Source organism: uncultured Pseudoxanthomonas sp. (assembly GCF_947498795.1).
Taxonomy (GTDB): domain Bacteria; phylum Pseudomonadota; class Gammaproteobacteria; order Xanthomonadales; family Xanthomonadaceae; genus Pseudoxanthomonas_A.
In genome coordinates this window covers 600,210-612,618 of record NZ_CANMLQ010000001.1, presented here as the reverse complement: position 1 = coordinate 612,618, position 12,409 = coordinate 600,210, and the positions used below count along the sequence as shown (strand labels likewise).

At 67.6% G+C, this 12,409-nt stretch carries 12 protein-coding genes; 4 read left to right on the top strand and 8 right to left on the bottom strand.

The genetic code is table 11. The features are described 5' to 3' along the window. Positions 1–2: 2 nt before the first annotated feature. From Q0907_RS02910 to Q0907_RS02885, 6 genes are all read right to left on the bottom strand, one after another. The gene (locus Q0907_RS02910) at positions 3–986 is read right to left on the bottom strand and encodes a DMT family transporter (protein WP_299341326.1); all 984 of its coding nucleotides are present in this window, start codon (positions 984–986) and stop codon (positions 3–5) included. 10 nt (positions 987–996) lie between these two features. Then, positions 997–1,773, bottom strand: a complete 777-nt coding sequence (hutG, locus tag Q0907_RS02905; RefSeq protein WP_299341324.1) for an N-formylglutamate deformylase — start codon at positions 1,771–1,773, stop codon at positions 997–999. Positions 1,774–1,807: 34 nt separating this feature from the next. Beyond that, positions 1,808–3,163 carry a glutathione-disulfide reductase gene (gene gorA / locus Q0907_RS02900; RefSeq protein ID WP_299341322.1) on the bottom strand — a complete coding sequence of 452 codons (1,356 nt, stop codon included), beginning with the start codon at positions 3,161–3,163 and terminating at the stop codon, positions 1,808–1,810. Then, the gene (locus tag Q0907_RS02895) at positions 3,160–4,410 is read right to left on the bottom strand and encodes an FAD-dependent oxidoreductase (protein WP_299341320.1); all 1,251 of its coding nucleotides are present in this window, start codon (positions 4,408–4,410) and stop codon (positions 3,160–3,162) included. The genes gorA and Q0907_RS02895 overlap by 4 nt, the downstream gene beginning before the upstream one ends. Positions 4,411–4,429: 19 nt before the next feature. After that, on the bottom strand, positions 4,430–5,677 hold the full coding sequence (locus Q0907_RS02890; protein ID WP_299341319.1) for a DUF418 domain-containing protein: 1,248 nt from the start codon (positions 5,675–5,677) through the stop codon (positions 4,430–4,432). 109 nt (positions 5,678–5,786) lie between these two features. Further along, the gene (locus tag Q0907_RS02885) at positions 5,787–6,266 is read right to left on the bottom strand and encodes a peptidylprolyl isomerase (RefSeq protein WP_299341317.1); all 480 of its coding nucleotides are present in this window, start codon (positions 6,264–6,266) and stop codon (positions 5,787–5,789) included. A gap of 83 nt (positions 6,267–6,349) precedes the next feature. On the opposite strand from Q0907_RS02885, the gene Q0907_RS02880 reads away from it, so the two are divergent. The 3 genes from Q0907_RS02880 to Q0907_RS02870 all read left to right on the top strand — a co-directional run bounded on the left by Q0907_RS02880 (position 6,350) and on the right by Q0907_RS02870 (position 8,848). Further along, a complete protein-coding gene (locus tag Q0907_RS02880) occupies positions 6,350–6,907 on the top strand; it encodes a C40 family peptidase (RefSeq protein ID WP_299341315.1) in 558 nt (185 codons plus the stop codon). A gap of 218 nt (positions 6,908–7,125) precedes the next feature. Beyond that, positions 7,126–7,809: a C40 family peptidase gene (locus Q0907_RS02875; RefSeq protein ID WP_299341313.1), complete on the top strand. Its 684-nt coding sequence runs from the start codon at positions 7,126–7,128 to the stop codon at positions 7,807–7,809. A gap of 169 nt (positions 7,810–7,978) precedes the next feature. Continuing rightward, positions 7,979–8,848, top strand: coding sequence for a bile acid:sodium symporter family protein (locus tag Q0907_RS02870; protein WP_299341311.1), 870 nt, complete (start codon positions 7,979–7,981; stop codon positions 8,846–8,848). Here the strand turns inward: Q0907_RS02870 and Q0907_RS02865 are convergent. Next, positions 8,845–9,282, bottom strand: coding sequence for a GNAT family N-acetyltransferase (locus Q0907_RS02865; protein WP_299341308.1), 438 nt, complete (start codon positions 9,280–9,282; stop codon positions 8,845–8,847). The two genes, Q0907_RS02870 and Q0907_RS02865, sit on opposite strands and share 4 nt — an antisense overlap. Next, a complete protein-coding gene (locus Q0907_RS02860; RefSeq protein WP_299341306.1) occupies positions 9,279–10,556 on the bottom strand; it encodes a dicarboxylate/amino acid:cation symporter in 1,278 nt (425 codons plus the stop codon). Before Q0907_RS02860 ends, Q0907_RS02865 begins: the two co-directional genes overlap by 4 nt. Positions 10,557–10,731: 175 nt before the next feature. On the opposite strand from Q0907_RS02860, the gene Q0907_RS02855 reads away from it, so the two are divergent. Then, complete coding sequence (locus Q0907_RS02855) at positions 10,732–12,399, top strand: alkaline phosphatase (protein WP_343229803.1); 1,668 nt, start codon at positions 10,732–10,734, stop codon at positions 12,397–12,399. Positions 12,400–12,409 lie beyond the last annotated feature (10 nt).

The window sequence follows — 12,409 nt, the reverse complement described above, 5'->3', positions numbered from 1 at the left end:
CGTCAGCGCGCCACGGCTTTCTGTTGCGACACCACGAACACCCCCGCCATCACCAACACGGTGCCGGCCACCTGCCACGGGCCCATCGGTTCCCCCAGCAGCAGCAGGCTGAGCACGATGGTCGATACCGGACCGATCATGCCGACCTGGGCAGCGAGCGCGGAGCCGATGCGCGCGACCGCCATCATCACCGCCAGCACTGGCAGCACCGTACACAGCGTGCCGTTGACCACCGACAGCGCATACACCTCCCAGGGCAACACCATCGCCTGCAACGGCCGCAGGATGACGAACTGCAGCAGGCACAGCACGCTGGCCACACTGCTGGCGTACGCCGTCAGCCGCACCGCGCCGACGCGCGCCACCAGTTCGCCGCTGCCGACCAGGTACATCGCATAGGCGAGCGCGCTGCCGAACACCAGCACGCCCCCGAGCAGGATGTTGGAACCGCCGGCCTGCAGGTCGTGCCCGAACGCCAGTGCGACGCCCGCATAGCTGACGAGCAGCGCCAGGACCTGTCGTCGCGAAATGCGCTTGCCGAACGCCAGCCAGCCAGCGAACGCCACCAGCGTCGGCGTGAGGTAGAGAATCAGGCGTTCCAGCGTGGCCGTGATGTAGGCCAGGCCCGCGAAGTCGAGGAAGCTGGCCAGGTAATAGCCGAGGAAACCGAGCAGCGCGATCTTCATGCGGTCGGCACGCGACAGCGGCGCACTGCGGCGCGCGGCCCAGGCCCCCATCAGCAGGAAGAACGGAAACGCCACCAGCATGCGCAACGCGAGCAGGGTCACCGCATCCGCGCCATAGCGGTAACCGAGCTTGACGATGATGGCCTTGCCCGAGAAGGCGATGGCACCAAGCGCCGCGAGCACCAAGCCCGAACGGCTGACCGCATGCAGACCCGGCCGCGGACGCGGCGCCTCCAGCGCTTCGGTCGGCGCCACGTCGAGCGGCTGCGCGAGTTCGTCTTCCGCCTTGGGCTGCGTCATGGCAAGCGCCTCACGCCAGCGTGCGCTCCAGCAGGCGGCGGACAAGAGCCTGTGTCCGTACCGCGTGCTCCGGCAGGTAGGCGAAGGTGTCTTCGTCCATGTAGTTGAGCTGCGCCAGCTCGAGCTGCACGGTCTGGATACCGCTGGCGACATCCGCGTAGTGGCGGGTGATGTAACCGCCACGGAAGCGCCCGTTGACGACGAAACTGTAGTCCGACTGCGCAGCCAGTTCCGCTTCCAGTGCCTGCTGCAGGGTCGACGAACAACTCGTTCCACCCGCAGTACCCAGATTGAAATCCGGCAGGCGCCCATCGAACAGGAACGGCACCACGCTGCGGATCGAATGGCCTTCCCACAACACCACGCGTCCATGCGCCTCACGGATGCGAAAGAGCTCCTGCCGCAGCGCGTGGTGATAAGGACGCCAGTAGGCATCCACCCGCGAAGCGATCTCCGCGGGCGTGGGCGCCTGGTCGGGCAGGTACACCGGGTCGCCACTGAAACGTACGCTGGGGCACAAACCGGTGGTGTTCTGACCGGGATACAGGGAGACATCGTCTTCCGGCCGGTTGAGGTCGACGACATAGCGCGAGTAAGCCGGCACGATGATCGACGCGCCGAGCGACCGGGCGAAGTCGTACAGCTCGGCGACATGCCAGTCCGTATCCGGCACGCGCCGTGCTTCCGGCGTCATGCGCCCGGCGAGCTCGTCGGGTATGCGCGTGCCGTTGTGCGGCAGGCTGATGAACAGCGGCGCGGTGCCACGATGCAGGGTGAAAGTATCCATGCCGCCATTGTATCGCCGTGCCCCATCGACCCGATCAGCGCATCAGCACGACTTCCTCGGCGCTGGTGGGGTGGATGGCGACCGTGTCGTGCAGGTCGGCCAGCGTGATGCCCTTCTTCAGCGCCACCGCGAAGCCTTGCAGCATCTCGTCCGCGCCTTCGCCGAGCAGGTGCAGGCCCACGACGCGCTTGTCCTCGCCCACGCAGACCAGCTTGAACAGGCTGCGCTGCGGCGAATCCGCCAGTGCGTGCAGCATCGGCCTGAAACGGGTGGTGAGTACCGTCACCGCATCGCCATGCTGCGCGCGCGCCTCGGCTTCGGTCAGCCCGACCCGCCCTACCGGCGGATGCGAGAACACGACCGTCGGAATCTGCGCATAGTCGAGCCGCGCATCGGGCTGGCCACCGAACAGGCGGTCCATCAGCCGCCGTGCGGCCGCGATGGCGACCGGCGTCAATGCCGCCTGCCCGGTGACGTCGCCGACGGCATGGATGCCAGGGACGCGGGTGTCCTGGCGTGCGTCCACTGGCACGAACCCCTTCGAGTCCAGCGCCACGCCGGCGACGTCCAGCCCCAGGTCCTGCGTCGACGCGCGCCGTCCCGTGGCGAAGAGCACCGTATCGAAGCGATCGGTACGCGTGCCGTCCTCCGCCAGCACCACGACGCCGTCGCCGGGCGCGCGCTCGAGCGCCGCCACCGCGTGGCCGAACTGCAGCCGCACGCCGTGCTGGCGCATGTCCGCCGCCAGTTCGTCGCTGACCTGCGCATCGAAACCGTCGAGCAGCCGCGGCCCGCGCACGAACACCTCCACCTGGCTGCCCAGCGCCTGCAGCACGCCCGCCAGTTCGACCGCCACGTAACCGCCGCCGATGATCGCCACGCGCGGTGGCGCGGCGCACAGGTTGAAGAAATCATCGGACACCTTGCCCAGCTCGGCCCCCGGGATATCCGGGCGGACGGGATGGCCGCCGGTCGCGATCAGCAGATGCTTTGCACTGAGTGCCACGCCATCGGCATTGACCACGGTGTGGGCGTCCAGCAAGCGACCGCGGCAGGGCATCAGCACGATGCCACTCTCGTCGAGCCGCTTCATGTAACTGGCATGGATGCCGGCGATGTAGCGCTGGCGATGGACGATGAATTCCCTCCAGTCCAGCGTCGGCGGCGCCGTATCGAAGCCAAGCGACGCCGCCATCGCGATGCGCTGCGACAACTCGGCGGCCAGCCACATCGCCTTCTTCGGTACGCAACCCACGTTCACGCAGGTGCCGCCCAGCGCGTTCGGTTCCAGCAGCGCCACCTTCGCGCCGTACGCGGCAGCGCGGAACGCACCCGCGAGTCCGCCGGAACCGCCACCGATCACGATCAGGTCGAACGCCTGCGGCTTCATGCGAATCGCTCCGGTCGGTACGGCGAAGGGTCGAACGCCGGCGTGCGGCCGGTCATCAGGTCGGCCATCAGCTGGCCGGTGGAACTGCTCATGCTGATCCCGAGCATGCCGTGGCCGGCGGCGATCCAGACATGCTCATGGCCCGGCGCCCGCCCCAGCAGCGGCAGGTCGTCCCAGGTCATCGGCCGCCATCCGCACCAGCGCTCCTGCACCTCTGGGCCCACGGGCTCACGCAGGAACTCGCGCGCACCGCGCTCCAGCGCCGCCAGCCGCATCGCGTTGAGCGTGTCGTCGTGGCCGGAGAATTCCATCGTGCTGCCCAGCCGGTAGCCGCTTTCCCAGACGGTCACGCAGACCGAGCGGTCCTTGAGCAACATCGGGTGGCGCGGTACGCGCGAGGGGCGCGAATAGGTGATCGAGTATCCCTTGCCGGGCTGGATCGGCGCCCTCACTCCCAGCGTGCGCGCAAATGCGGGGGTCCATGCACCCAGCGCGATCACCGCGTCCCGCCCTTCTCGCGTGCCCTGCGATGTCGTCAGGCGCACGCCGCCCGCGGCCCGCTCCAGCCGCTCCACCCGGCAATGCGCCTCGATGCGGCCGCCCCGCTCGCGCACCACGCGTGCCAGTTCGGCCACGTAGCGGTCGGGACGCAGGCGTGCATCGCCGGGGAAGCGGATCGCACCGGCGACGCCAGGCAGCATCGCGGGCTCCTCGCGCTCGTAGGTGGTGCCGTCGAACACCTGCGTGGCGATGCCGAATTCCGCCAGCACCGCCGCCTCGTCGACGTAATGCTGGAACCGCCGGGGATCACGGAAGACGTAATCGAGCCCCTCTTCCTCGAACTCGCATGCCAGGCCGTAGCGCTGTACCCAGTCGGCCAACAGCGTGCGCGCATCGTTGAGCAACGCGGAGCGCGCGTGCGTGCTCGCCCGCCAGTCGCGCACGTTGCAGCGCGCAGCGAAGCGCAGCAGCCAGTGCCACAGCGCCGGATCGACGCGCGGCTTGAGGTAGAGCGGCGCATCGGGCGTGAACATCCAGCGCAGCGCCTGCGCCACCACGCCGGGCGCAGCCAGGGGTGGCGCGTGACTGGGGGTGATGGTGCCGCAATTGCCGTGCGAGGCGCCGCTGCCGACGGCGGCGGCATCGAGGATGCGCACGCTGCGCCCGGCTTCCAGCAACGCGAGGCCCGTCGCCAGGCCGATGGCGCCACCGCCGATGATGAGGACGTCGTCGTGGGGGGATTTCACCGCCACAGTCTAGTCGCAATCATCCCTGGCGTAGACGCATGGGTTGGGGCTTCAGGTACGTCATCGACCGCCACAGCCATTCCATCGGACCGAAGCGGAACCGCGACAGCCACAGGCGGCTCAACAGCACCTGCAGGCCGAACAGCACCAGCGCGAACACCGGTTGCCAGGCACGCGGGAGTTGCTCGAAATAGCCCAGCCCATAGCCATAGAAGATCCACGTGCACACCAGCGAGTGCATCAGGTAGTTGGTCAGCGCCATGCGGCCCGCAGGGGCCAGCGCGCCGAGCGGCCGCGCCCACCATGGGGACGCCAGCGCGCGCATCACCCAGGCGACGTAGCCCAGGCACATCAGCAGGTTCGCGATCAGCTGCAATGCGAACGCCGTCGAGATGCGCAGGTTGAAGGTGGCGAAGTCCATCGTGGGCTCCAGCGCCACCGACGCGACCATCGCCAGCACGCCGATCGGCAGCGCGACCCAGCGCAGCGCCCGGTACAGGCGCGGGAACTCGTGCGGCCGGGCGATGGCGCCACTGCGCACGAACCACGCGCCCAGCAGGAACATGCCGAACACCACGAAGCCGAACATGGTGATGTTGCTCAGGGCCATGCCCGTGCTCTTCAGTCGCTGCCAGGTGGCCTCGGCATAGCTGCCGCTGCTGTAGGCGGCCCGCTCGTTCTCGATCAGCACCTGCATCTGCTTGCCGATCTCGCCCATGGCCTTGTCCCAGCCCTCGGTGCCGCCGAGCAGCGATCCCATGCCCCCCATCAGGTACATGAAGCCGATGGGCACGACATAGATGAGCACGCCCAGCCAGACCAGCCAGCGCGCGGGCAGTGGCCGGAAAGCGAGCAGCAGGAACGAGCACAGCGCGTACATCATCAGGATGTCGCCCGCCCAGATGAAGATCGCATGGACCGCGCCGAAGGCCAGCAGCAACAGGCCGCGACGCCAGTACACCCCGGCGAATGGTCGGCCGGAGCGTTCGGCGCGCTGCGACATCACCGCGAAGCCCATGCCGAACAGCAGCGAGAACAGCGTGTAGAACTTGCCCTGCACCAGCACGTAGACCAGCAGGTCGACAGTCCGGTCCAGGCCCGTGAGCGCGGGATCGAGCCCTGTACCCGCCGCCATCACCGGCCCCACGAAACCTTCCAGGTTCATCAGCAGGATGCCCAGCAGCGCGAACCCGCGCAGCACATCCATCGCTTCGATGCGTTCGGCCACCGCGATCGGTGCCAGGTTGTCCGTCGTCTGCGCCGTCATTCCCTTCCCCTGTTCGATGGCGGATTAGACCATGCCATCCGTGGATGGCCTTCGTGCCAAAAGAAACGGCCCGCATTCGCGGGCCGTTCCGGACGCTGCCGCGGGGCGCTCAGTGGTGGTGTCCACCGTCGCCATGCACGTGGCCGTGTTCGATCTCTTCCGCGCTGGCTTCGCGCACTTCCACGATCTCCACGTCGAAGTGGAGGTCCTTGCCGGCCATCGGATGGTTGAGGTCCACGTCCACCACGCTCATGCCGACCTTCTGGATGGTCACCGCGCGAGGGCCGAAGTTGGTCTGCAGCACCACCTGCTGGCCGGGGATCAGGCGCTTGTTGCCGAAGTGCTTCTTCGGTACGCGCTGGGTCAGGCCGTCGCGGCGCTCGCCGTACGCATCGGCTGCGGCGACGTCGACGCCGAAGCTCTCGCCCGCCTCGCGGTCCTGCATCGCGTTCTCCAGACCGGGAATGATGTTGCCATGGCCGATCAGGATCGCCAGCGGCTCGCGGTCCTTAGAGGTTTCGATCGGCTCCTGGCCGGCTTCGGACACGGTGTAATGGAAACGGACGACGCTGTCTTTTGCGATTTTCATGCGGGACTCTGGACGGGGCCTGCCGTCGGGCAGGACGGACGCGGCTTGTCGGCCGCAAGGGAATGCGGCGAAGATGCGCCGCGATGAAGGCCCGACATTATCCCGGCTTGCCCACGCCCGCGCCACTTCGGCCGTGGGTCCTGGCCCTCTTCTGCGCTGGTCTGTGCGTGCTGGCCGGGTGCGGCGGCTCCAAGCCGCAGGCACGCAAGTCCTCACCGCCGCCCAGTCAGCGGGCATGGCCCGTGGTGCAGGCCGACGATCCGGCCGCCGCCACGTCGGTACTCATGCGAGCCCTCGGACTGGTGGGAACGCCTTACCGCTACGGCGGCAACACGCCGGAATCGGGCTTCGACTGCAGCGGCCTGGTCACCTATGTGTACCGCGACATGCTCGACCTGCGCCTGCCGCGCACATCGCGCGAGCTCGCGCAGGTGCAGGGCCCCAGGATCGAACCGGGCCGCCTTGCGCCGGCCGACCTCGTGTTCTTCGGCAGCCGCGGAAGCGTGACCCATGTGGGCATATATGTCGGCGAGGGCCGGTTCGTCCACGCCCCCAGTACCGGCGGTACCGTCCGGCTCGATCACCTGGATGGGCCTTACTGGCGCGACCATTACAGCGGGGCGAAACGCGTGCTTCGTTAGGATTCGGTCAACTCTGTGACGCGTGACGTTCACGCTTAACGAATAAATAACGATTTATGAACCAAATCAGGCCGATCAGCCGGCATTATCGCCCCTGACTTGTTAAATCCCTACCGCGCGTGACGACCGACGACGACCTGCCAACAGGCCAGCCTGCCGCCACCCACCGCCTGCCGCGGAGGGTTTCCCGACTTCTTCTCAGCCTTGGCCTCTTTGCCATGGCGTCTGCCGTACACGCACAGACTGCACCTGCGTATGTCGACGGCGCGTCAAGCCCTGCCTCCGCGGACGTCGTGCTGGCCGCCCCCGCGCCGGCCAGCAAGCCCGTCATGGCGAGCGTGAAGGAAAAGGCTGCCGAAGCCGCGACTGCCACGCTGTCCGCCCTGCTTCCCCGCCTTGCCGCCAGCGACACCTTGCCGCTGGTCGACCGTTCCGCGATGGTCGCCGGCGACATCAGCAAGCTGCTGGCCGCCTATGACCTGAGCAAGGAAGGCGTGGTGTCGCAGGAACAGCAGGGCGGCAAGGTCAACGCCGTGCTGCAGCGCGCGCTGGCGCTGATGGGAACGCCCTACCGGTGGGGCGGCACCTCGCCCGACAGCGGCTTCGACTGCAGCGGGCTGGTCGGTTACGTCTTCCGTACCGCGCTGGGCATCGAACTGCCGCGCGTTTCCCGCGACATGGCCTCCAAGGCCGATGCCGAACTGGTCGCCGCGCGCGAAGAGCTGCGTCAGGGCGACCTGGTGTTCTTCGGCCTGAAGGGTCGTATCAACCACGTCGGCATCTACGTGGGCGAAGGCCGCTTCCTGCACTCGCCGAGCAGCGGCAAGGACGTGCGCGTGGACAGCCTGATCACCGGCTACTGGGCCAACCGCTACCTGAGCGGCCGCCGCGTCGCGATGTAAGCGCCGCCGATCCGCGACACGACGAAGGCCGCCACGCGCGGCCTTCTTCTTTTGAGCGCGACGTTGCAACGCGGCTTGCACCGCACCGACGATTGCCGCCATCCTCCCGCAGGCGCGGCCACCCTGCGCATGCCATCTGTTTCTTCGCGCCGAAGGGGAGTCGTACGCGATGCAGGCTTCACTGCTGACCAACCTGCTGCTGCCCCTAGCCTTGGGCATCATCATGCTCGGGCTGGGATTGGGACTGACGCTGGACGATTTCCGCCGGGTCGCACGCTATCCGCGCGCGGTGCTGATCGGGCTCGCGCTGCAGACCCTCGTCCTGCCCTGGGTGGCCTTCGGCCTGGCGCTGGGATTCGGCCTGCCGGCCGAACTCGCCGTGGGCCTGATGCTGCTGGCCGCCTCACCCGGCGGCGCCACGGCCAATATCTACAGCCACCTGGCGCGCGGCGACGTGGCACTGAACATCACCCTGACCGCGATCAACAGCCTGCTCTGCCTGCTGACGCTGCCGGTGATCCTCAACCTGTCGCTGGAATACTTCCTCGGCGCGGGCCAGTACGTACCGCCTCCGACCAAGAAAGTGGTGGAAGTCGCGGCGATCATCCTGCTACCCGTCGCCATCGGCATGCTGCTGCGCGCGAAACTGCCGGGCTTCGCAGCACGTGCGGAGAAACCCATACGGCTGCTGTCGGTCCTCGTGCTCGCGTTGCTGGTGGTCGCGGCGGTCGTGCAGGCACGGGAAACGCTGGCCACCTACTTCGCCATCGTCGGCCTGGCCTGCTTGCTGTTCAACCTGGCCAGCATGGGCGCCGGCTATGTGGCGCCGCTGGCGCTACGCCTGCCGAAGAAGCAGGCCATCGCCATCGCGATGGAAATCGGCATCCACAATGGCACGCTGGCGATCTTCATCGCGCTCAACGTGCTGGAGAAGCCGACGATCTCCGTCCCCGCCGCGGTCTACAGCCTGCTGATGTTCGTGACCGCAGCGGCGTTCGCATGGTGGGTGTCGCGCGGCGCTCGCGAGGCCAGCGCCTAGTCGTCGGTCGCGGAACCGCGCGCCACATACGCCATGCTGATCGATGCGGGCGCCGTGTCGGCGAACCCGAACTGCGCATACAGATGCCTGGCCTCACCGTCCGCGACCAGCATGACGTAGGCCGACGCCGGTGCGTTCGCGCGCAGCCATGCATCCAGCGCGGCCATGATGCGCTTGCCCAATCCCTGCCCTTGGAGGTCACGTCGCACGGCGATGTCCGCGACGACGAACACGGTGCCGCCGTCGCCGACCACCCGCCCCATGCCGATCACGTCACCGGCTTTCACCAGGCTGACGCCGTACAGCGTGTTCGCAAGCCCGCGATCGGCGGCTTCCCGCGACTTCGGCGACAGGCCCGTCTCGATGCGGAGCCGCCGGTAGGTCGTCGCATCGGGAAACGACTCGAGCAGTTCGATCGTCCCGGCGTCGCTCATGGCGTCGGCGCTGCGTCGTCCGCGAGGCCCACGTTCGTCGACGCCGATTCGTAGACCTCCCTGTCCAGCAGGCCGGTTTCCTTCGCCACCAGTACCGGCACCAGCATCTGGCCGGTGACGTTGGTCATCGTGCGCATCATGTCGAGGATGCGGTCGATCGCCACCAGCAGGCCGATGCCCTCCAGCGGCAGGCCCGCCGCGCTCAGCACCAGGGTCACCATCACCGTCGCCGTCCCCGGTACGCCGGCCGTGCCGAAGCTGCCCAGCACGGACGCCAGCAGGATCACGAAGTACTGGTTCACCGACAGGTCCAGCCCGAAATACTGCGCCACGAAGATAGAGGTCAGCGCGGGATAGATCGCGCCGCAGCCGTCCATCTTGATGCTGGCGCCGAGCGGCACGGCGAACGCGGCGTAATCCTTGTCGACCCCGAGGTTGTGGGTGACGCTGCGCAACGCGACCGGCATCGACGCGAAGCTGGACGAACTGACGAACGCCACCTGCATGCCCGGCGCGGCGCCACGGAAGAACTTCCAAGGGTTCAGGCCATGCGCGAGCAGCAGGCTGCCGTACACCACCACGATGTGGAGCGCGCAGGCGACATACAGCGCACCGATGTAGCTGCCCAGCGGCAGCAGCTTCTCGAAACCGTACGTGCCCACCAGCGAACCGATCAGGCCGAAGGTGCCGATCGGCGTCATCTCCAGCACGAAGCGCGTCACCTGCACCATCGTGTCGCTGGCCTCGCCCGCGAGCTTGCGCAGGCCCGCACTGCGTTCGCCGAGCTTCACGAGTGCGAAGCCGAGCAATCCCGCGAAGAAGATCACCTGCAGGATCTTGCCTTCGGTCAACGCCTTGAACGGATTGGCGGGCACGATGTCGAGCAGCACCTGCACCGGCGTGGGCACTTCGCGCACCTGGTAGTCCGGCGCCATCAACAGCCCGCTGATGCCCTTGCCGGGTTGCACGATCCAGCCCACCGCCAGGCCCACGCAGACGGCCATCGCGGCGGTGATGGCGAACCACAGGAACGTGCGTCCGCCGAGTGCGGCGACCGATTTCTGTCCATGCAGGCTGGACACTGCGTTGATCACCGCAAAGAACACCAGCGGCACCGCGATCATCTTGATCAGCGTGACGTACAGATCACCCAGCGGCTTCAGCCAGATGCCTGCCGCCGGCCCCATCAGCCAGCCCGCAAGCGCGCCCAGCGCGAAGCCGGCCACGACGCGCTGCCAGAACGGGATCTTCAACCAGGCCGAGACCAGCTTCATCCAGACGACTCACGTAGGCGGACGCGACACCTTAGCCCAAGGCCCCGCATGCGGCGAGCCTGCGCGCGGAATGCCGGGTGTCATGAACAGGACACTGCCCGAACGGCATAATGACGCGTCCGTCATTCCCCGGTTCGCCATGCCCCCTCGCTCTTCCGTGTCGCCGCTCGCCGGCATGACCCTGCTCGTCGCACTGGCCGGCTGCGCCAGCACGCCGCCCGCACCGACCCAATCTTCGATTCACGTCAACGTCCCCGTGGTCGCGCACCCCAAGGGCGAGACACCGCAGTGGTGGTATCGGAATGGTGCGGCGAAAGCGGCGGCAAACGGTGCCATGCAGGGACGCGCGAAGAACGTCATCGTCTTCCTCGGCGACGGCATGAGCCTGACCACCGTGGCCGCGGCGCGCATCTTCGAAGGCCAGCGCAAGGGCATGCCGGGCGAAGAAAACCTGCTGAGCTGGGAACGCTTCCCGCACACCGCTTTCAGCAAGACCTACAACACCGATTCGCAGACGCCCGATTCCGCCGGCACGATGACCGCCGTCGCCACCGGCGTGAAATCGCATATGGGCGCCATCGGTGTCTCCGCCGGCCACAAAGGGGAGTGCACGCCCGATGGCAGCAAGGACCTGCTCAGTTGGCTGACCCTGGCCGACAGCGCCGGGCTGGCCACCGGCATCGTCACCACCGCGCGCATCACGCATGCGACGCCCGCCGCGACGTACGCGCACGTGTCGCATCGTGACTGGGAAAACGATACCGACCTGCCGCCCGACGCCATCGAAGCGGGCTGCAAGGACATCGCCCAGCAACTGCTGTCCGCCGCTCGCTTCGGACATGGCCCCACCGTGGCATTGGGCGGTGGTCGCGGTGAATTCCTACCTATCGATGTGCGCGATCCCGAAGAAGACGACAAGGTCGGCCAGCGTCTGGACGGCCGCAACCTGGTGGACGAATGGAAGCAGGCGCATCCGCAGGGTGCGTACGTGACCAACACGCAGCAGCTGGAGGCCGCAATCGATGCGCCACAACTGCTGGGACTGTTCGAATACGACCACATGCAGTTCGAGCATGACCGCCGCAAGGATGCGCAGGGCGAGCCTTCGCTGGCCGAGCTGACCCGCACGGCGATCCGCACGCTGTTGCGCAAGCCCGAGGGCTTCGTGCTGCTCGTGGAAGGCGCCCGCATCGACCACGCCAACCACTACGGCAATGCCTACCGCGCGCTCGATGAAACGGTCGCGATGTCCGATGCCGTGCAGGCCGCGCTCGAAGCGACCTCACGCGATGACACGCTGATCCTGGTCACCGCCGACCATTCGCACACACTCAATTTCGTCGGCTATCCCGTGCGCGGCAATCCCATCCTCGGCAAGGTGCGCGGCCAGGGTGGCGAAGACGACACGCCAGGCGATCTCGCCCGCGACCAGAATGGGCAGACGTTCACCACGCTGACCTACGCCAACGGTCCGGGCTACACCGGCGCCAGCAACCGCCAGCCTGCGGGCCCGAAGCAATTCCTGCATGCACCCAGCAGCGTCGAGCCCGCAGAAGGCCGCCCGGACCTCAGCCAGGTCGACACGGAGCATCCCGATTACCTGCAGGAGGCGTTAATCCCGTTGAAGTCCGAATCGCATGGCGGTGAAGACGTCGGCATCTGGGCGACCGGCCCCGGCAGCGACGCCTTCCGCGGCACGCTGGAGCAGAACACGATCTACCACGTCATCGTGCAGGCCACGCCGAAGCTGCGCGCACGCTTGTGCGCCGCTGGCACCTGCGACGCCAACGGCGTGCCGGTGGAGCTGCCGACGATCGGGGATTTCGAGAAACGGCCGCGCTAAGAAGAACCGT